The sequence below is a fragment of the Deinococcus actinosclerus genome, assembly GCF_001507665.1.
In the GTDB taxonomy this organism is placed as follows: Bacteria; Deinococcota; Deinococci; order Deinococcales; family Deinococcaceae; genus Deinococcus; species Deinococcus actinosclerus.
Genome location: NZ_CP013910.1, coordinates 1,535,766 through 1,554,755, shown reverse-complemented (window position 1 = coordinate 1,554,755; position 18,990 = coordinate 1,535,766). Strand labels below are relative to the sequence as shown.

At 71.8% G+C, this 18,990-nt stretch carries 20 protein-coding genes and 1 tRNA gene; 9 read left to right on the top strand and 12 right to left on the bottom strand.

The window, feature by feature from the left end; translation table 11 throughout:
- Positions 1-43: 43 nt before the first annotated feature.
- From AUC44_RS07565 to AUC44_RS07550, 4 genes are all read right to left on the bottom strand, one after another.
- Positions 44-1,159 (bottom strand): low temperature requirement protein A, encoded by a 1,116-nt coding sequence (locus tag AUC44_RS07565; RefSeq protein WP_062158086.1) that lies wholly within the window; start codon positions 1,157-1,159, stop codon positions 44-46.
- 54 nt (positions 1,160-1,213) lie between these two features.
- Positions 1,214-1,918, bottom strand: coding sequence for a metallophosphoesterase (locus tag AUC44_RS07560; protein WP_062158085.1), 705 nt, complete (start codon positions 1,916-1,918; stop codon positions 1,214-1,216).
- A 65-nt stretch (positions 1,919-1,983) separates the two neighbouring features.
- Positions 1,984-2,060: transfer RNA gene (locus AUC44_RS07555), tRNA-Pro, on the bottom strand.
- Positions 2,061-2,176: 116 nt separating this feature from the next.
- A complete protein-coding gene (locus tag AUC44_RS07550) occupies positions 2,177-2,872 on the bottom strand; it encodes a tetratricopeptide repeat protein (RefSeq protein ID WP_062158084.1) in 696 nt (231 codons plus the stop codon).
- A gap of 220 nt (positions 2,873-3,092) precedes the next feature.
- Between AUC44_RS07550 and AUC44_RS07545 the strand changes: the two genes are divergently transcribed.
- Genes AUC44_RS07545 through AUC44_RS07530 form a run of 4 tightly spaced genes read left to right on the top strand, consistent with a single transcriptional unit; the run spans position 3,093 to position 7,095 of the window.
- A complete protein-coding gene (locus AUC44_RS07545; protein WP_062158083.1) occupies positions 3,093-5,921 on the top strand; it encodes a hypothetical protein in 2,829 nt (942 codons plus the stop codon).
- Entirely contained in the window at positions 5,896-6,297 is a 402-nt protein-coding gene (locus AUC44_RS07540; RefSeq protein WP_046844787.1) for a DUF3208 domain-containing protein, read from the top strand. The genes AUC44_RS07545 and AUC44_RS07540 overlap by 26 nt, the downstream gene beginning before the upstream one ends.
- Complete coding sequence (locus tag AUC44_RS07535) at positions 6,287-6,496, top strand: hypothetical protein (RefSeq protein ID WP_229755668.1); 210 nt, start codon at positions 6,287-6,289, stop codon at positions 6,494-6,496. The genes AUC44_RS07540 and AUC44_RS07535 overlap by 11 nt, the downstream gene beginning before the upstream one ends.
- On the top strand, positions 6,493-7,095 hold the full coding sequence (locus tag AUC44_RS07530) for a type 1 glutamine amidotransferase family protein (protein WP_062158082.1): 603 nt from the start codon (positions 6,493-6,495) through the stop codon (positions 7,093-7,095). The genes AUC44_RS07535 and AUC44_RS07530 overlap by 4 nt, the downstream gene beginning before the upstream one ends.
- Here AUC44_RS07530 and AUC44_RS07525 read toward each other — a convergent pair.
- The 5 genes from AUC44_RS07525 to AUC44_RS07505 all read right to left on the bottom strand — a co-directional run bounded on the left by AUC44_RS07525 (position 7,092) and on the right by AUC44_RS07505 (position 11,159).
- Positions 7,092-8,465, bottom strand: coding sequence for an FAD-dependent oxidoreductase (locus tag AUC44_RS07525; protein ID WP_062158081.1), 1,374 nt, complete (start codon positions 8,463-8,465; stop codon positions 7,092-7,094). The two genes, AUC44_RS07530 and AUC44_RS07525, sit on opposite strands and share 4 nt — an antisense overlap.
- Positions 8,462-8,965, bottom strand: coding sequence for an NUDIX domain-containing protein (locus AUC44_RS07520; protein WP_062158080.1), 504 nt, complete (start codon positions 8,963-8,965; stop codon positions 8,462-8,464). Before AUC44_RS07520 ends, AUC44_RS07525 begins: the two co-directional genes overlap by 4 nt.
- The gene (locus AUC44_RS07515) at positions 8,965-9,897 is read right to left on the bottom strand and encodes a carbohydrate ABC transporter permease (protein WP_062158079.1); all 933 of its coding nucleotides are present in this window, start codon (positions 9,895-9,897) and stop codon (positions 8,965-8,967) included. Before AUC44_RS07515 ends, AUC44_RS07520 begins: the two co-directional genes overlap by 1 nt.
- Positions 9,890-10,831: a carbohydrate ABC transporter permease gene (locus tag AUC44_RS07510; protein WP_046844781.1), complete on the bottom strand. Its 942-nt coding sequence runs from the start codon at positions 10,829-10,831 to the stop codon at positions 9,890-9,892. Before AUC44_RS07510 ends, AUC44_RS07515 begins: the two co-directional genes overlap by 8 nt.
- Positions 10,832-10,925: 94 nt before the next feature.
- The gene (locus AUC44_RS07505; protein ID WP_062158078.1) at positions 10,926-11,159 is read right to left on the bottom strand and encodes a hypothetical protein; all 234 of its coding nucleotides are present in this window, start codon (positions 11,157-11,159) and stop codon (positions 10,926-10,928) included.
- Between the two features lie 224 nt (positions 11,160-11,383).
- On the opposite strand from AUC44_RS07505, the gene icd reads away from it, so the two are divergent.
- On the top strand, positions 11,384-12,640 hold the full coding sequence (icd, locus tag AUC44_RS07500) for an NADP-dependent isocitrate dehydrogenase (protein WP_062158077.1): 1,257 nt from the start codon (positions 11,384-11,386) through the stop codon (positions 12,638-12,640).
- A gap of 58 nt (positions 12,641-12,698) precedes the next feature.
- On the opposite strand, the gene msrA is transcribed toward icd, so the two are convergent.
- The 3 genes from msrA to AUC44_RS07485 form a co-directional block, all read right to left on the bottom strand.
- Complete coding sequence (msrA, locus tag AUC44_RS07495; protein WP_062158076.1) at positions 12,699-13,250, bottom strand: peptide-methionine (S)-S-oxide reductase MsrA; 552 nt, start codon at positions 13,248-13,250, stop codon at positions 12,699-12,701.
- A gap of 110 nt (positions 13,251-13,360) precedes the next feature.
- Positions 13,361-14,539 carry a hypothetical protein gene (locus AUC44_RS07490; RefSeq protein WP_062159741.1) on the bottom strand — a complete coding sequence of 393 codons (1,179 nt, stop codon included), beginning with the start codon at positions 14,537-14,539 and terminating at the stop codon, positions 13,361-13,363.
- Positions 14,536-15,351, bottom strand: a complete 816-nt coding sequence (locus AUC44_RS07485) for a TrmH family RNA methyltransferase (protein WP_062158075.1) — start codon at positions 15,349-15,351, stop codon at positions 14,536-14,538. Before AUC44_RS07485 ends, AUC44_RS07490 begins: the two co-directional genes overlap by 4 nt.
- Before the next feature lie 64 nt (positions 15,352-15,415).
- Between AUC44_RS07485 and AUC44_RS07480 the strand changes: the two genes are divergently transcribed.
- The 4 genes from AUC44_RS07480 to AUC44_RS16160 all read left to right on the top strand — a co-directional run bounded on the left by AUC44_RS07480 (position 15,416) and on the right by AUC44_RS16160 (position 18,841).
- Positions 15,416-15,799, top strand: coding sequence for a YchJ family protein (locus tag AUC44_RS07480; protein ID WP_062158074.1), 384 nt, complete (start codon positions 15,416-15,418; stop codon positions 15,797-15,799).
- Between the two features lie 45 nt (positions 15,800-15,844).
- Positions 15,845-16,780: a prohibitin family protein gene (locus AUC44_RS07475; RefSeq protein WP_062158073.1), complete on the top strand. Its 936-nt coding sequence runs from the start codon at positions 15,845-15,847 to the stop codon at positions 16,778-16,780.
- Entirely contained in the window at positions 16,777-17,271 is a 495-nt protein-coding gene (locus AUC44_RS07470) for a hypothetical protein (protein WP_062158072.1), read from the top strand. Before AUC44_RS07475 ends, AUC44_RS07470 begins: the two co-directional genes overlap by 4 nt.
- Before the next feature lie 316 nt (positions 17,272-17,587).
- A complete protein-coding gene (locus tag AUC44_RS16160) occupies positions 17,588-18,841 on the top strand; it encodes a DUF4388 domain-containing protein (protein WP_082688983.1) in 1,254 nt (417 codons plus the stop codon).
- Positions 18,842-18,990: the final 149 nt, after the last annotated feature.

Below are 18,990 nucleotides of genomic sequence, written 5' to 3'. Positions count from 1 at the left end.
ACCGTACGCCTTCGAGTGCGCGCGAAGTCAAGCGGGCCTCACGTCATGAAGGGCGCGTGAAGCTCCGGCGTTCCAGCACCAGCAGTCCGGTCATTACCACCACGCAGGCCGCGAGCTGCCACAGGCCGCCCAGGTGCTGCCCCAGGGGAACGGTCAGGGCCACCAGTCCGGCCGTGACCAGCCGGGGCCGCAGCGCCCCCAGGCCCAGCAGGCGGCGGTACAGGCTGTCGCCCAGCAGGTACACGCTCAGGCCCAGTCCCAGATGCCACGGGTCGTGCGCGGGTGCGTGCCCCAGCGGGTGCGCCACCACCCCCTTGATGCCCGCCGACAGCACGATGATGCCCGAGAGCATCAGGAAATGCCCGTACCCGAAGGCCAGCAGCGCCGCCCGGGCCCGCGTCCGGTCGGGCATCGCCTGCATGGCGTGTTCGGCGCGCGCGTCGTCCTGATCGAAGTACGTCCACCACAGCGCGGCGGCCAGCGCCAGCCCCAGCACGGCAGGGATCAGGACCGTCCAGTCCAGCGCCCGTTCCCGCGCGCCGATCCCGATGGAGACCACGCTCTCGCCTAGCGCCACGATCACGACCAGACCGTGCCGCTCGACGAAATGCGCCGGACTGAGGGTAAAGCCCCGCTCGCGGCGCAGGGAACTGCCCATCACCGTGAGCACCGCCGCGATCCACAGCGGCCAGTCCCACGGTTCGGGCACCAGGCCCGCGACGAGCACCAGCAGCGCGGCGGCCACGTTGAACGGCGCGATCCCCAGGATCGCCTGGGCGCTGCCGGTCGTCGCGGACCGGAACAGTCCGGCGTGCACCAGCGTCACGAGCAGCAGCCCCGCCCCGTACACCAGTCCGCTCGCGCCGAACACGTCCGGGATGGCCAGCGCCATCAGCAGGAACCCGGCCATGCCCGTGAACATCAGCAGGCGGTGGCGGGTGCCGTCGGTGCCGACGTTGCTCGTCAGCCACACGTACCCGCTGTAGATCCACCACAGGGTCATGAACACCAGCGCCGCCTTCAGGTAGTCCGCCGGTGCGTGCGCGGCGACGATTACCCGCGTGAACTGCGTGACGGTGAACACGAACACCAGATCCAGGAACAGTTCCAGCGTGCTGGCCCGCTCGACGACAGCTGAGGACTGCGCGGTGGACGTCATGGCTCATCTTGCACCGGCCAGGGCCGGGAGGGAACCGCCGCCGGGTGGGCAGGATCAGGCGTGGGTGTCGAGCAGCAGCCGGGGCCGGAATTTCAGGCCGTCCGCCGCGACCAGATGCGCTGGGACGCCGTTCACGTGCCGCATGGCGCGTTCGGGCGCGACGCCGTGCAGGTGCCCGTACACGATCAGGTCGGGCCGGGCGTCGTCGATCACGCGGGTGATCGGGTTGGCCGGGTACGGCGGGGTGGCCGGGGGGTAGTGCAGCATCAGGATCAGGTGGTCGCCGGGTTGCCGGAGGGTGCGGGCGGCCTGCACGCTCAGGCTGAGACGCTCGGCCTCGCGGTCCAGCAGGCGCTGGTCGTCCGCACCGAGGGCCTCGAAGCCGGGCGTGATCCAGCCGCGTGAGCCGCACACGACGACGTTCCCCACGCGCACGGCGTCGTTCACGACCGCCAGCATGCCCTCCGGGAGGGCCGCGCGGAGTTTCGAGGCGGTCGGCCACCAGTAGTCGTGGTTGCCGCGCAGCAGCACCTTCGTGCCGGGCAACGCGGCGACCGGCGCGAGGTCCTGCATCGCCTCGGGCAGCCGCATCGCCCAGGACAGGTCACCGGGCAGCAGCACCAGATCCCCGTCCTGCACAGTGGTGCGCCACTCGTCGAAGATCGCCTGCGGATGACCGGCCCACTGCGGCCCGAACACCGTCATGGGTTTCGGGGTGCAGAAGGCGAGGTGCAGGTCGGCTATCGCGTACACGCGCATGGGGCAGTCTCCGGGGTGGGTGGGCGGCGTGAAAAAAGCCCTCCCGGCGGGGAGGGCTTCCTTGATGGTCGGGGCGAGAGGATTCGAACCTCCGACCCCGTCGTCCCGAACGACGTGCGCTACCAGGCTGCGCTACGCCCCGAACCCGACCATCACCCGCCGGTAGGCTGGGCAGGGAGAAGTCTACGCGGCACCCCCCGGGGTGTCAAGCGAGGCGCGCCGCCCGGGCCGGAGCCTGGAGCGGCGCGCCACGCGGATTTACTTCAGTTTCGCGAGGGTCGCCTTGGCGGTCTCCTCGTCACGCTTTTCCCAGAAGGTCGTGGCATTGAAGCTGATGGCCTTTTCAAGCTGCGCGGCGGCCTCGGCCTTGCGGCCCTGGAGGATCAGGGCGTTGGCGTACTCGATGCGGTGCACGGCGGTGGTGGGTTCCAGTGCGATGGCCTTCTCGAAGTTGGGGATGATCTGGCCCTTGTCCGCGCCGGTCGCGCGGGTGGCGATGAAGCCCTTGGAGACGAGGTTGGCGTTCCACAGGCCCAGCGCCACGTACGCGCCGGCCATCTTGGGGTCGAGCTTGACGGCCATGTCGAGGTTCTTCTTCATCTCGCCGGCCAGCCCGAGGCTCTGGAGGATGCCGCTGAACTGCGCGAGGCGGCCCTGCGCGCGGGCGAGTTCGAAGTACGCGTCGGCGTTGTTCCTGTCCTTGGCGATGGCCTGCTTGGCGTACGCCTGGGCCTTCTCGAACAGCGCCTTCTTCTGTCCGTCGGCGACCAGTCCAGCGCCGGCGGTGGTGGCCTCGGCGGCCAGGGCGAGACCGTCGCTGGTGTTCAGTTCGGCGGCGGCGGCGGCGGCGTCTTGCCATTTGCCCTGGTCGTAGAGGGCCTGGGCGCTCTGCAGGGACTGGGCGGACGCGGTGGTGATCAGGGCAAGGGACAGGGTCAGGGCGATCTTACGCATGTGGGGTTCCTCCGGTGGGGACAGTTGGGTTGGGTGCTGGGTCCGACTATACACGCGCGGACCGCCATGAAGCTGACGGAGGCGTCAGGTACGGTGCGCGCGGGTTGTTCTGCACCCGGTCCAGTGCGGGCGGCGGGGGTGCTACGCTCAGCGTGACCGTGGACTGGAAAGCGACCCTGAACGACCTGCGTGGCCGGGTGCCCCCCGGCGGGGGGGTGTCGTGCCCGGCAGCCTGCGCTGGCTGGAGGCCCGCATGCGCGAGCGCGGCGCGAATCCCAGCAGCGTGCGCAACATCGTGTACCGCGACGTGGGTACCGCGCGCGACAAGGCCGAGCTGCGCGCAGTGCTGGAGGAGCTGGCGCGCGAGCTGGGCGCGCCCCTGCCGGACGGGCCGGTGGGCGCGGCCCCGGCGCCGGACGATCTGGAACTGCTGGGCCGCAGCAAGAAACGGGCGTTCCGGCAGTTCACGGCGGGCGTCCGCGCAGGCCGCGCGCCGCGCCTGATCGTGAGCGGCCCACCCGGCGCCGGGAAGACGGTGCTGCTCTCACGGGTGGCGGCGGCGCTGGCGGCGCAGGGCGTGCCGGTGGTGACGCTGCGCCTGGGCGGGACCGGAGACGGACTGGCCGCCCCGGCAGGTCCGGTGGGGTCGTCCTTCGCGGCGCAGGCGCAGGCGCAGCTGGACGCGGCGCGCGCGGTCCTGCCGGCCAGTGGGGCGCTGCTGCTGCGGGTCTCTACAGACCTGCGCCCGCTGGGCTGCGCGCCGCGCCTGCCGGGCGGCGAGGGCACCACCCCGGCCGGCTGGGCGCTGGAGGCGCTGCTGCGCCGCGCGCCGGCCGGGGTGGCGGTGCTGCTGGCCGTCGAGGGCGACGCGCCCGGCGGGACGGACGTGGAAGTCATCGAGCTGCGTCCCCCCACGCCCACCGAGGCGCGCGCGTTCCTGATGACCCGGCTGGGCATCACCCGCGCCGAGGCCGACCGGCTGGTGCGTGAAACGGGCCGGCACCTCGACCGCCTGACCCTCCTGGCGAACGTGGCGGGCGAGGGCGGCGCCGCGCCCGCCGAGCTGCTGGACGACCCGGAGTCGCGGCGGCTGGTCACGCTGACCGGCGCGCTGCACGCCGCGCACCCGGCCGGGCGAGACTGGCCCGAGGCGCTGCTGGCCGCGCTGCTGGGCGGCTCGCCGCTGGGCGTGCCGCCGCACGCTCGGGCGCTGCTGCTGGGCGGTGCGGGCGGCTGGCGGGCCACCCCGGCGCTGGAGCGGGCCTGGCCGGTCGTCCCCGCCCCCGACCGGCTCGCGGCGCTGCGGGCGGTCGCGGCGCTCGACGCCGGGCAGGGGTTCGGGCCGTACCGGCTGGGCGCGCTGGCGGCGCTGGGCGACTGGGCGGCGCTGGCGGCGCAGGTGACGCAGCGGCCGGACGACGCGCGGCACCTTCCGGCGCTGTGGCCGCGTCTGCGCGCCGCGACGGGCGAGGCGCGCGAGACGCTGGCGCGCGCGATCGTCATGCATCACGCGGGGCGTGGGGAGTACAACGACCCGCGCGCGCGCGACGCGCTGTTCACCCTGCTGGAATCCGGCAGTGACGCGGTGCGCGGCTGGGCGCGCGTGAAACTCGCCGAGAGCAGCCTGGAGGCCGGGCGGATGGACGCGGCCCGCTCGCAATTGCAACACCCGGACGTGACCGGCATGGACGCCCGCGACCCCTGGGCGGCGGCCGCCGAGGTGGACGCGCTGCTCGTGCAGGCGGCGCTGGCCCGCTGGCAGGGGGACCTGGGGGGCGCGACCCGCGCGGCGCAGGACCCGCGGCTGGCGCGGGGTGGGCCGCGCGCGCTGCTGTGGCGGGGCCTGATCGCCAAGGATGCCGGGCGCTGGCCCGAGGCGCTGGAGGCCCTGCGGGGCGTGCCTGCGGCCAGTCCGCTGCTGTCGGCGCGGGCGCGGTATCAGGAGGGTGACCTGCTGCTGCGCCTGGGGCAGCCGCACGCGGCGCTGGGAGCGCTGCTGGACGCGGGGGCGCGCCTGACGGACGCGGGCGGGTCGCGCGAGGAGCGGGCGCGGGTGCTGGCGCGCGCGGGCACGGCGCTGCGCCGCCTGGGCCGCCCGGCCGAGGGTCTGGAGCGGCTGCGCGGCGCGCTGGCGCTGGTCCCGCCGGACGAGCGGCGCCACGTGGACGGCGTGCCCCGCGCGCGCCTGCTCTCGGAGGGAGTGCCGCTGCTGCTGGCGCTGGGGCAGGTGGAAGACGCGCAGCGGCAGGCGGCGCAGGCACTGACGCTGCTGTCGCGCAGCGAGGCCCGCCCGGCCGAGGTCGGGTACCGCGAGCGGCGCACCCGCTACCGCGCGGCCCTGACGTACCTCACGCGGGGACTGGGCGTGCCGTACCTGCCGCCGCTCGGTGGCGCGGCGGCCGACAACGCCGACCTGCACCGGGCCCGGATGCTGCTGGGCGCGCTGCTGGAACGGACGGGCGGGCCGGCCGACCGGGAGGTGACCCTGCGCTTCGACATGCTCCTGAGCCTCGCACTGGCCACCCCCGACGCCGGTCAGGCCACGGCGCTCATCCAGGAGGCGCTGACACTGGCCTCGCACCCGTACGAGGAGGTGCAGGCGCGCGCGATGCTGGCCGACGCGCAACTGCGGGCCGGACGGCCGGACGCCGCGCTGGGCAGCGTGAACCGCGCGCACGCCCTGCTGCGCCGCCCCGCGCCGGGCGGCCCGCCCCTCGATCCGGGTCTGGACGCGCAGCTGCTGGCGCTGGAGGCCCGCGCCGGACTGCTGGATCCCGGCGCCGCGCCGCTGGACGCACTGCGGGCTCTGCGGGACGCCCTGGACAGCCCCGCGCTGGAACCGTTCCGCGCGGGCGTGTGGCGCGAGGCTGGCCGCGCGCTGGAAGCCAGAGGCGGGGACCCGGGCGACACGCTGCGGGCCTGGGGTGTCCCGGCGGAACTCCTGGACTGGCGCGCGCCGGACGCCCTGGCCGCCTGGGAGCTGGCGCGGGACGCCGCGTCCACGCGGGGGGCGGCGGGCGGGTATGCTGTGGCGCGTGAGCATCAGTGAACCCGCCCCCGGTGGCCGCGCGGCCGTGCGGCTCCTTCAGGGGTACGTGTGGCACCCGCAGGACGCCGACATCGACCTGGAGACGTTCCTGCCGCATGAACTCGATCTGCCCGCGCCGGACGAGCACGGCGAGCAGGAGGGCGCGCACGTCCTGTGGGACAGCGTGAACCCGCCGTTCGCGTTCTTCGAGAACGGCGAGCCGACCGCGTCGCAGGCGTTCTACCAGTTCACGGTGCTGCGCGTATACGAGCCGCGCCCCGACAACGACTCGCTGCACGCGGACGCCCAGGCGGCCAGCGGGCTGCTCGGGCCGCTGCTGGAGGGCACCCCGGACGGCGTGGGCTGGCAGCTGTGGGAGGACCTGCGTGATCTCTGACCAGGGGCTGCCCTGGCTGGACCTGCGGGTCGAGGGTGACCCCCACCCCCGGCGCTTCGATGGTCAGGCGACGGCGCTGCAGTACCTGCTGCGGGTCGAGCGGCTCTCGGCGGACGCCGCGCACGAGCTGCTCGAACGCGGCGAGGTGGGCCCGCCCGCCGCGCGGCGCGCGTATACGCTGCGGCCCCTGGGGCAATGACCGGCGAGACGCCGCCCGCCGACGCGCCGCAGGAGTACACCGGGCCGGTCGTGGCGATTCCCGTGTACGCGGGCGTCAGTGAACTGGAACTGGGCGTGATGGTGTCGGTGCTGCGCCTGTGCGGCGGTGAGGGCTGCGTGCGGACCGTGAACCGCTCACGGGCCAGTATCGTCACGGCGGGCGGGCTGGTCAGCACCCCGCACGTGCTGTTCGCGGCGCTGCCGGAACCCGCCGCCCTCTTGATTCCCGGCGGGCCGGGCGCGGCGAAGGCGGCGCGTGATCCGCTGCTCCAGGGGTTCCTGCGGGCGCACGCGGCCCTGACCACCGGCACCGGCGGCAGCGGACTGCTCCTGCCGGGCGAGGCGGGCACCCTGGACGGGCGCGTCCTGGGCGGCCCGGCCGAACTGGCGGACACGCTGTGGGGCTTCACCCCGGCGGACGTGCGACCCGGCGAGGTCGTCACGGACGGCGCGCTGTGTTCCGCCCCGGCGGGCTTCGCGGCGCTGCACGCGACGCTGCACGTCGCGTCGGCCCTGTGGGGAGAGCAGGCCGCCCGGGACGCGGCGGAGCGGCTGGGCGGCTCTCTCCTGCTGGGTTAGACCAGGGCGCCGCGCGCGGTCAGTTCGGCGCGCAGGTCGTCCGGGCTGACCGCGCGGACTTCTCCGGCGTGGTCCCGCGCGGCCCAGGCGGCGGCGATCCCGGCGGCCTCGCCCATGGAGTGGCAGTTCTGCTGCACGCGGATGCTGGACTGCGCCTCGAAGGTGCTGCTCGCGGCGCGGCCCGGCACGAGCAGGTTCGTGACGTTCAGCGGGATGATGGCGCGCAGCGGGATGTCGTGGAACGCGCCGGGCGCGAAGTACGGCGCGGCGCCCTCACGTTCGTGCAGCAGTTTCGCGCCCCCCCTGACCGAGTGGATGTCCACCGGGTAATGATTGCGGCAGATGCCGTCCGGGAAGCGGGCGCAGTCGAGGATGTCCGTGACGGTCAGCGTGTACTCCCCGTGGATGCGCCGGGTCTCGCGCACGCCGATCATCGGGGCGACCACGCCGATGAACGCGTGCTCGCAGCCGGGCAGGAACGCGCGGCAGAACGCCGTGAGGCGCGTGATGGCCTGCCGGCCGTCCAGCTGCGCCCCGCTGAGCTGCCAGGGGTCGGTGCCGTCGTGCAGGTCGGCGCGGATGCGCGGGCAGTTGAAGCTGAGTTCACCGGGGCGGCCTGGCACGCTGAACGCCTGGAAGTAGTCCCCGTCGCGTTCCAGCAGCACGCCGCTCTCGACCGCCTGCCGGAAGAGGGGTTCGAGGCTGCTGCGGCGGCCCCAGACCATCCAGAAGTGCAGGAAGTCCGGATGGTCCTGCCCTTGGCCGCTGGCAGTCAGGAAGGCACGCAGGCGGGTCACGTCCACGCCGGCCAGCGTGAAGCGCAGGCTCATGGCCTGATGCACGCCGTCCTCGTCCCCGCCGCTCATGGGCACGCCCGCCATTGCCGCCACGTCCGCGTCGCCAGTCGCGTCGATGAACGTCCGGGCGCGCAGGGCCTGCAATCCGCCCTTGTTATGCACGACCAGCGCCTCGATCCGCGACCCGGCCATGACGGGCTGCACGACCTGGGTGTGGAACAGCACCTCCGCCCCCGCCTCGCGCAGCAGGTCGTCCAGCACGAACTTCAGGCCCTCCGGGTTGAACCAGTTGTCGTTCCCGGACGGGTCGGTCGCGCCGTCGCCGCGCGCCCGCAGGCGGGCCTTGAGTTCCTCGGTCAGGCCCCGGTTGAGGTTCTGCCCGTCGGCGACGTTGCGCATCAGCGGCGTGACCCAGGCGTTCGTGCCGGTGCCACCCAGGCTGCCCTGCGCCTCGACGACCAGCGTGCGCGCCCCGCTGCGGGCGGCGGCAATGCCTGCAATGGCCCCGGCGGTGCCGCCCCCGGCGACGATCACGTCCCACTCGCGGTCCAGCGTGCGGTAGGTCAGGGTCATGCGTCCGCCCAGGCGTGTGCGTCCAGGTGGCGCAGCGCGGCGAGGGTCAGCCAGTTGAAGTCCCCGGGGCGGGTCTGCACCTGGGTGCGCAGGTCGCGCACCGGGACCCAGCGGGGCGCCTCGGCATGGTCACCGCGGGTCAGGGGTTCGCCGCTGGCCCGCACGCGGAAGAAAAAGCCCACGCTGTCCACCGGGCCGCGCGTCGTCTGGTACACGAAGGCGGGCGTCAGGCACTCCACGTCCCCGCCGGGCGCGCTGGAGGTGGTGTCGTGCGGGTCATCCAGGAAGGCGGTGACAGTCAGGCCGGTCTCCTCCAGCACCTCGCGGCGCAGGGCGGCCGGGATGGACTCGAAGGGGTCGAGCTGCCCGCCGGGGAGTTCCAGCGTGCGGGGCTCGCCGGGCTTGGCGCGCACCTGCAGGAGCACCTCGGGCCCGCGCTCGCCGCTGCGCTCGATGACCGCGCGGGCGTTCACGTAGAAGTCCTTCTTCCGGCGGAACATCAGCCCTTGACCGCGCCTTCCAGGCCTTTCATGAAGTACTTCTGGCCCATCAGGAACACGATCAGGATGGGGATGATCGTGATGACGGCGCCCGCCATGACGGCGCGGGAGTTCGTGCTGAACGTGCCGGACAGTTCCAGCAGGCCCGCCGAGAGCGGGAGCATGTTCTTGTCGGGCAGCATGACGCGCGCCCACAGGAACGAGTTCCAGTACGCCACGAATTCCAGGATGGCGAACGCGGCGATGGTGGGGGTCGCCAGTGGCAGCATGATGCGGCGCCAGATGGTGAGTTCGCGCGCGCCGTCGATGCGGGCCGCCTCGATGAGTTCCTGCGGGATACCCAGGTACGCCTGGCGCAGCAGGAACAGGCCCACGATACTGGCCGCGCCGGGCAGCACGACCGCGAGGTACTGCCGCGCGGCGTCCGCCAGCGGACTGGTCTGCGCCAGCAGGCCCAGTTTGATGGTGGTGATGTAGTTGACGATCAGCCCGGCCTCGTTGGGCAGCACCATCAGGATCAGGATGGAGTAGAAGATCAGGTCGCGGCCGGGGAAACGCATGCGGGCCAGCGGGTACGCGGCGAGCGTGGCGAGGGTCGTGGTGAAGGTCACGCCCAGGACGCAGATGATCACGGAATTCAGGATCAGCCGCCAGAAGGGGACGGTGGTGCCGCTGAAGACCTCCAGATAGTTGCGCAGGCTGAGGGCGGTGGGGAGGATCTTCGCCTCGTAGATGTTCCCGGTGGGTTCCAGGGACGTCACGAGCGTCCAGTAGAACGGGTAGAGCATGATCAGCGCGATGAGGATCAGCACGGCGTACGCGGCGGCGTTGCGCAGGCGTTCGCGGCGCTGACGCTGGGCTTTGAGCTGCGCGGCCAGCTGCGCGTGCGGGTCGCTGACCAGGGCGGTCTGGGGCAGGGTGGTCTCAGGCATCGCTGCGGCCTCCTTTGGTCAGGCGGAAGTTGATCAGGCCGAACAGGATGCTGACCACCGCGACGACCATGCTGGCGGCGGCGGCCAGCCCGAAGTTGAAATCCCCTCCGAACGCCTTGGAGAACGAGTACATCAGCGCGGAGTACGTGCTGCCCGCCGGGTAGCCGTTGGGCGTCATGACGTACAGTTCCTCGAACACCTTGATGGCGCTGATCGTGGACAGCAGGCTGCACACCAGGATGGTGGGGCGCAGGCCCGGCAGGGTGATGTTCCAGAACACCTGCGAGCGGGTGGCGCCGTCGATGGTGGCGGCTTCCTCCAGTTCCCGGCTGATGCCCTGGAGGCCCGCGAGGTACAGCACCATGTAGTACCCGATGCCCTTCCAGAGGGTCACGAACATCACCGCGAACAGCGCCGTGGCGGGGTTGTCGAGCAGGCTGTGGTCGCCGCGCATCAGGCCCAGGCCCATCAGGACGCTGTTCACGGCGCCGCCCTGCTTGTACAGCCACGACCAGATCAGGCCGACCACCGCGAAGCTCGTCACGACCGGCACGTAGTACGCGGTGCGGAAGAAGCCGATGCCGCGCAGCGGGCGGTTCACGAGCAGCGCCACCAGGATCGAGATGACCTGGATGACCGGCACGACCAGTACGTACTTGAGGCTGTTGCGCAGGCCCGACCAGAACTGCTCGTCGGCGAACAGTTCGCGGAAATTCGCCAGCCCCACCCACTGCGGCGGGCTGATGATGTTGTACTTCGTGAACGCCAGGTACGACCCGAAGATCACGGGCCAGGTGTGGTACACGACGAGCAGGATCAGGAACGGCAGCATGAACGCGTACGCGATCAGGGTGTTGCGCACCGTGACAGACGCGCCGGTGCCGCCGATGCGGTGTTGTTCGCGGCGAGAAACGCGCCGCCCCTTTGTGGTCATGGGGCGCAGTGTAGCGGCCCCCGCGCGCCGAGGCGTGAAAAAACCAGCCTCTCCGCGTAGGAGGGGCTGGTCAGGGCAGGTCGAGGCTGGGGCCTTAGTGGCCGTCGCCGTCCTTGGCTTCGCGTTTACCTTCGGTGTACTCGGCGTTGGCTTCACGGTTGTGCACTTCGGCCTTGGCGCGGTCCTCGAGGGCTTCCGCCTTGTGGTGGGCGTCGCCGGTCACGGCGTGGGCGACGTTGTGCCCGGCCTCGCGCAGGCGGTCGGCGCCTTCGTTCACTTTGGCCTTGGCGGCGTCCAGCATGTTTTCAGCGGTGCTTTTATCACTCATCGGTTGAGTCCTCCTGCGGTGTGGATTCCCGTGTGGGTGCCCCCAGCTTGCCGCGTCCGGCCGGGTGCGGGGTGAGGTTGAGCTTGAGGGTCACTGCACGCAGACTTCAGGAATCTTCATGGTTTGCGGGGCTGGGTCCCGATCTGCGTGAACCGGGTATAAACCCTTGGGGTAACAGGTACACCAACTCCGGTTCATGCCGCTTGGAGTACAGTGTCCGGGTCATGGATAAGCACATCACGGTGCCCGCGCAGGGCGAGAAGATCACGATGAAAGACGGCAAGCTGCACGTGCCGAACCACCCCGTCATTCCCTTCGTGGAAGGCGACGGCACCGGCCCCGACATCTGGCGCGCCAGCGTCCGCGTGCTCGACGCGGCGGTCGAGATCGCCTACGGCGGCGAGCGCAAGATCGAGTGGATGGAAGTCTACGCCGGCGAGAAGAGCGTGAACGTCTACGGCGAGGGCGAGTGGCTGCCGCAGGGCACGCTGGACGCCTTCAACGAGTACCTGTTCGGCATCAAGGGCCCGCTGACCACCCCGGTCGGCGGCGGCATCCGCTCGATCAACGTGGCGCTGCGCCAGGAACTCGACCTGTACGCCTGCGTGCGCCCCGTGCAGTACTTCGACGGCGTGCCCAGCCCCGTCAAGCGTCCCCAGGACGTGGACATGGTGATCTTCCGCGAGAACACCGAGGACATCTACGCCGGGATCGAGTACAAGGCCGGCACGCCCGAGGCCGACAAGGTCCGCGAGTTCCTGGTGGGCGAGATGGGCGTGAACAAGATCCGCTTCCCGGACAGCTCCTCCTTCGGCGTGAAGCCCGTGTCGAAGGAAGGCACCGAGCGCCTCGTGCGCGCCGCGATCCAGTACGCCGTGGACAACGGCCGCAAGAGCGTCGCCCTCGTGCACAAGGGCAACATCATGAAGTTCACGGAAGGCGGCTTCCGCGACTGGGGCTACGAGCTCGCCAAGCGTGAATTCGGCGCCGTGGAGATCGACGGCGGCCCCTGGTGCCAGCTGCCGAACGGCATCGTCATCAAGGACGTCATCGCCGACAACTTCCTCCAGCAGATCCTGCTGCGCCCCACCGACTACGACGTGATCGCCACGCTGAACCTGAACGGCGACTACGTCAGCGACGCGCTGGCCGCGCAGGTCGGCGGGATCGGCATCGCCCCCGGCGCGAACATCAACTACGTGACCGGCCACGCCATCTTCGAGGCGACCCACGGCACCGCGCCCAAGTACGCCGGCAAGGACGTCATCAACCCCAGCTCCGTGATCCTCAGCGGCGAGATGATGCTGCGCTACATGGGCTGGACCGAGGCCGCCGACCTGATCCTCAAGGGTCTGGACGACACCATCCAGCAGAAGGTCGTGACCTACGACTTCGCCCGCAACATGGAGGGCGCGACCGAAGTGAAGACCAGCGTCTTCGGGGACAAAATCATCGAGAACATGAAGGCCCGCAAGGCCTGAGCCGACCGATGAACGAAGGCGGCGAGGGCATGTCCCCTCGCCGCCCTTCTGTACTGCCTTACGCGCGCAGGCGGTCGCTGTAGTACTGGCGCATCTTCGACACCTTGGGCGCGATGACGGCCATGCAGTACGGCTGGCGCGGGTTGTTCTCGTAGTAGTTCTGGTGGTAGTCCTCGGCCAAGAAGAACTCGCCGGCGGGCTCGATGGTCGTCACGATGGGCTTGCCGAACACGTCCTGCGCGGTCAGGTCGGCGATCACCTCACGCGTCTGCGCTTCCTGCTCGGGGGTCAGGGGGAACACGGCGCTGCGGTACTGGGTGCCCACGTCCGCGCCCTGGCGGTTCAGGCTGGTGGGATCGTGCGTGGCGAAGAACAGCCCCAGCAGGTCCTTGTAGGACACCAGCGCCGGGTCGAAGGTGACGCGCACCGCCTCGGCGTGCCCGGTCGAGCCGTTGCACACGCTGCGGTAGTCGGGGTTGGGCGTGTGCCCGCCGATGTAGCCGCTCTCGATCTTCTGCACGCCGCGCACGTCCTTCAGGACGGCCTCCGTGCACCAGAAGCAGCCTCCGGCCAGAATCGCCTGCTGCATGCCTGTCGTCGCACTTGTCATGGGGCGCATTCTTCCGCGTTCGGGGCCGGAGGACGGGAAGGGCGGGCACCTTCCGCCGCCGCCGGACTTTACGAACTGTTACGGATTCGCCCGCACGCGCGCCGGGGGGGTCAGGGCGCGGGGGCGCTGGTGGTATCGCCCTCGCTGACGAGCGCGTCGAGCAGCTTGAGGGCTTCTTCCAGGCGGTGGGCCTGCACGCGCGCGGCGGTGCGGGCCTGCCGCCATTCCAGCCGCACGCGCGCGAGGCTGACGGGATCACCGCCCAGCTGCGCCAGCTGCGTCGCGCGGCGCTCCAGCGTCTCCACCTGGGTCTTCAGGTCGCGCAGCGCCGCCTGATGCGACCGGGCGGCCTGCAGGGTCGTGTCCAGCTGCCCGCGCGCCTCCTCCTCGGCCAGCCGCAGCGCCTGCCGGGCCTGCGCGACGGCCGGCGAGGTCTCGGCAGTCTCTCCCGCGTGCCACTGCGCGTAGTTCAGCGCCTGCCGGGCGCGCAGCACGTTGGGATGCAGCGGCACGCCCAGCGAGAAGCGCGCGTTCGCGAGGTCCACATCCAGCATGGTCAGCGGCGTGTCGGCGTCGGCCAGGTCGATCAGGGGCGTGAAGGCGTCCAGGAAGGCGCGGGTCTGCGAGGCCATCAGCTGCGTGTGGGCCAGGCGCGGCCCGACCGCCTGCCCGCTGCGCAGCGCGCCGCTCAGCTCGCGGACATTCAGGTCGAGCAGCTGGGCCTGCGCGGCGGCCGCCGCCACCTGATCGGCCACCTCGATGCGGGCGTGATCGGCGCGCAGGCGGCTGAGCATCTCCTCGGTCTCCCAGCGGCGCACCTCGGCCTGGGTGGCCTGCACGTCCCACTCGGCGGCGCGTTCCAGGGCGCGCAGCTCCGGGTTGGCACGGATCGCGGCGAGGCTGCGCCCAGCGATCTCGGCGTGCGAGCGGGCCAGCAGCAGCGGCAGGTCGTGCGCGCGCCGGCCCCAGCGTACCGGGCCGGGGGCAGGCGCGATGGGGCCCTCGGTGGGCTGCGCCGGGACCGGGACGGTCTCCGCGAAGCGGGCCAGGTCCAGGGTGGTGCCTTCCAGCCAGCGGTCGGCGCGGGCGTCGCCGTACTCGTCACGCATCCGCGAGTACACGTCCTGCAGGGCGGCCACCACGTCGCGCGGTCCCAGGGCCCGCATGGCCGTCCAGCCTCGGCGCTGCACGGCGCCCTGGATGACCTGCTCGGCCTCGCTCACGCCCAGTTCGGCGCTCAGGCGGGCGCGCAGCCAGTCGCGGTACGGGTCACTGGGGGGCTGGATCATGCCCCGCTCCCCCTGCTGCGCCCAGCGCGGCGCTGGCGGGCGCATTCGAAGAGCATCAGGGCGGCGGCCGTGGCGACGTTCAGGGAGTCCGCGCCCCGGCTGGCGCTCATGGGAATGCTGACGCTATGGTCGGTGCGGCGCCAGTGTTCGGGCAGGCCCTCGTGCTCGGTGCCCAGCAGCAGCGCCACGCGGCCGGTCAGCGGCGCGTCCCAGTAGGCGCGCTCGGCGTCCGGGGTGCAGGCGAAGGTGGTGAACTGCCGCTCGCGCAGCCACGCCTGCGCCTCGTCCTCGGTCATCACGGCGACCGGCAGGGTGAACACGCTGCCCTGCGAGGACCGGATCACGTTCGGGCCGTAGGGGTCGGCGCCGCGCCCCAGGACGATCACGCTGTCGGCCCCGGCGGCGTCGGCGCTGCGCAGGATCGCGCCCACGTTGCCGGGCTTTTCCAGACCGTGCAGCAGCACGGTGACCGCCTGCTCGCCGGGTTCGGGCAGGATCACGCCGGGCGTGGGCGCCAGGGCCAGCAGGCCGTCGGGGTTCTCGCGGCCGCTGACCTTCTCGAAGGCCGCGCGGGACAGCAGGTGCGTGGGCGCGCGCAGCGTGGGGGCCAGACTCTCCCCTTCCGGGCTGTGCAGGTCGGGAGCGCTGTACACGGCGCTCAGGGTGAGACCGCTGGCGACGGCCCGGGCGATCTCGCGGGCGCCCTCGATCAGGATCACGCCGTCCTGTTCACGTTCGCGGCGGCCCCGCAGGCGCACGAGCCGCTTGACATGCGCGTTCTGCAGGGAGGTGATGACTTCGGTGGCACTCATTGCCGTCATTATGGCCTGTCCCCTCCCGGTCACGGCCTGCGCCCAAATGCTCTAGCCTGCGCGCATGCCCCTCGCGTACCCACCGTTCAAGTCGTGTCCCTGCGGTTCCGGGCGCAGTTACGGGCACTGCTGCGGCCCGCTGCACGCCGGTCAGGCGGCCGCCACCCCGGAGGCCCTGATGCGCTCGCGGTACGCGGCCTACGCGCTGGGGGACAGCGCCTACGTGCAGCGCACCTGGCACCCGGACACCCGCCCGGCCACGCTGGACCTGCGCGACGGGACCCGGTACCTGGGCCTGCGGATTCACGGGGCGCAGGGAAACGAGGTGACCTTCACCGCGCAGCTGCGCCTGCCGGACGGCGAGCGCTACGCCCTGCGCGAACGCAGCCGCTTCACGCAGCTGGATGGCCGCTGGGTCTACGTGGACGGCGAGACCCCCGAAGCGTGAACGGACACATGGGAACGGCGTGAGAGCCAGGGACGTACCGGAGGCATGACTGATCAGAAGAGCCGCGCCACGCCGAAGCTGACCGTCCGCCCGAACCGCCGCGCCGCGCTGCTCCTCGGGGGGCTGCTGATCGCGGGGGTGCTGGTCGCCCAGAGCGTCAAGGTGGTGCCGGCCGGGTACGTGGGCGTGGCCTTCAGCGCCCTCACCGGCGTGAAGGGCCAGCCGCTCCAGGAGGGCGTGCATTTCCTGGTGCCGTTCGTGGATCACGTGACGCTGTACGACGCGCGGCTGCAGGAGGTCACGCTGGCGCACAACATCCAGGACGGGGACGAGGGCGCCATCCGCGCGCGCAGCAAGGAGGGCCTGGAGATCACGGCGGACGTGACCGTACAGTTCCGCGTGGACCGCGCCAAGGCCGCGCAGCTGCACAAGGAGCTGGGCCGCGACTACGTCCGCACCGTGATCCGGCCGCAGGTGCGCAGCAAGGTCCGCGACGCGATCGGGCAGTTCAGCGCGGCCGACATCATCAGCACGCAGCGTCAGCAGGTCGAGGCGAGCATCACGAACGCCCTGCGGCAGGTGTTCGAGCAGAACAACCTCACGCTGGACAGCGTGCTGCTGCGTGAACTGCGCATCCCGGACAGCGTCGCCAAGGCCATCGAGCAGAAGCAGACGGCCGAGCAGCAGGTGGCGGTGGAACGCAACAAGCTGCAACAGGCGAACATCGCCGCGCAGCGTCAGGTCGTGGAGGCCGAGGGCGCCGCGAAGGCCTCCATCGCCAGGGCGCGCGGCGAGGCCGAGGCGCTGTCCCTGCGCGGCCGGGCCCTGCGCGAGAACCCGCAGCTGATCCAGCTGACCGTCGCGGAGAAACTCTCGCCCGGCATCCAGACCGTCATGCTGCCCAGCAGCGGCAACTTCCTGCTGGACGTGGGGACCCTCACCGGTCGCGGCGCGACCCCCGCCGCGGCCACCAGACCATGACGCCGCTGCTGATCCTGGCGCTGGCCGCCGTCCTGATCGTGCTCGCCACCCGCCGGGCGCCGCCGCCGGCCGAGCCCGGACCCGCTGTGGCGGCGCCCGCGCCGGCGCCCACGGCCGACGACCTGCTGCGCCTGCCCGAACCGGCCCGGACGCGCGCCTGGGCGCTGCTGTGCAGCCTGCACGACGCCCTGCGGGAGCCGCCGGGGGACGCCCGCAGCACCTTCCTGCTCCAGCAGACCCGCGACCAGTACCTGCCCGACACGGTCAGCGCCTACCTGCACCTGACCCCGGCGGCCCGCGCGCAGCTGGACCGGCAGGGGCAGCCGCCCGAGACCCTGCTGCTCGAACAGCTCACCCTGATCGAGGGTGGCGTCACCGAGGTGCTGCGCCGCGACCACGCCGCCGCCGACCGGTTGCTCACGCAGGGCCGCTTCCTGCGGGAGCGCTTCAGCCCTCCGGCCGGGGGGGAGCTGCGGGTCAAGGACCGCTGAGGGCCGCCCAGGTCCCGCCGAGCAACGACATGAAGACCGGTCCTCGGCGGACGTCCGGGGCGGACAGGGCCCCGAGGTGCTCTCATGAGACCCGTACAGGACGGCGCCGACCGGCCCGGGGAACACCCGACAGACCTAGCCTCCACTCCTCTGTGCGCGGGACTTGGATTCGTCGATCGTACGCCCGGCGCGGGCCGGATGCAAGCGCCAGTGACCGCTGAGGCGAACTTTTTCTCCTGCCGCCCGGAAGTGTGAAGGAGCGGGGCGGGGCCCAGCCTGTAAGCCCCCGGGCAGGGCCGGCAGGCTAGCGTCAGGCATGGCGGAGCGACTGCAGCAGTTCATCGGCGCGGACAGCGAACAGGTGTCCAGAGCGCCGGCGGCCCCGCCCCGCCTGCTGTTCCTCTCCGACACCCTGCCGCCGCTGGGGCAGTACCTTCAGGAGCGCAGCCCCTTCCTGCGCGGCTGCGCCGTGACCGACGTCCGCTCGCAGGAGGAGGCCACCGGGCTGAGCGGCCCGGCGCCCGATCTGGTCGTGTTGCAGATCGCGCCGGGCCGCACGCCCTGCGACGCCCTGGTGGAGCACGCCAAGCGCCACTGGCCCCAGACGGCCCTGCTGGCGTTCAGCGTCGAGGCGGGGCAGGACCTGACCAGCCTGGGCGAGCGTTTCGGGGTCATGACGACCCTCGCCGCCCCGAACCTCAAGGCGCTGCACGACAGCATCGAGCAGGAGGTCACCCAGCTCAGCTTCGGGGCGATCCGGGGCGTCACCCTGCCCAACCTGCTCCAGATCCTGCACTGGGAGAGCCGCACGCTGGCCGTGAAGGTGCAGGACGCCGGCAACTGGGGCCGACTGCACCTACGCGGCGGCGACGTGGTGGACGCCTACGAGCACGCCGGGGGGCGCACGGGCGAGGAGGGCGCGCTGATCCTGCTGGGCCTGCCGCACCCGCGCCTGAGCCTGGAGCGCTCGTACCACAACCAGCGGCGCGTGATCCGGTCGTCCCTGACCACCCTGCTCATGGAAGCGATGAAACGCCTGGATGAAACTCCGGCCGCTGCGGCCCCCGACACCCCACTTCTGGAGGACGCGATGTTCTTCAAACGCTGGCTCGAACCCTACGCCGCCCACAGCGCCGATGTGGCCTCGCCCGACCCGCCCGCGCCGGGTGCGGCCGGCCCATCACCCACCCCCCACTCACCGGAGGACACCACTATGAGCAACGTCAAGGACATTCTCGATTCGGCCATGGGGATCGACGGCGCGCTGGCCGCCGCGCTGGTGGACTACAGCAGCGGCATGGCGCTGGGCACCGCCGGCGGCGGCATGAACCTGGAACTGGCGGCTGCCGGGAACACCGAGGTCGTGCGCGCCAAGCTGCGCACCATGGAGAGCCTCGGGATCAAGGGGCAGATCGAGGACATCCTGATCACCCTGGAGTCGCAGTACCACATCATCTACGTGATGCCGCAGCTGTCGATGTTCCTGTACCTGGTGCTCTCCAAGGACCGCGCCAACCTGGCGATGGCGCGCTTCAAGCTCAAGAGTCTGGCGGGCACGATCTCGGTCTGATCCCGGCTTCGCCACCTCAGCAGCGGGCCCCGCCACACCAGATCAGTGTGCGCCGGGGCCCGCGCTGCGGGGCGCACGGACGGCTGGACCGCGATGGGGAGGCGGGCAACCATCGGGCTGACAGGCAGCCCGTATAGTTGGCACTCATG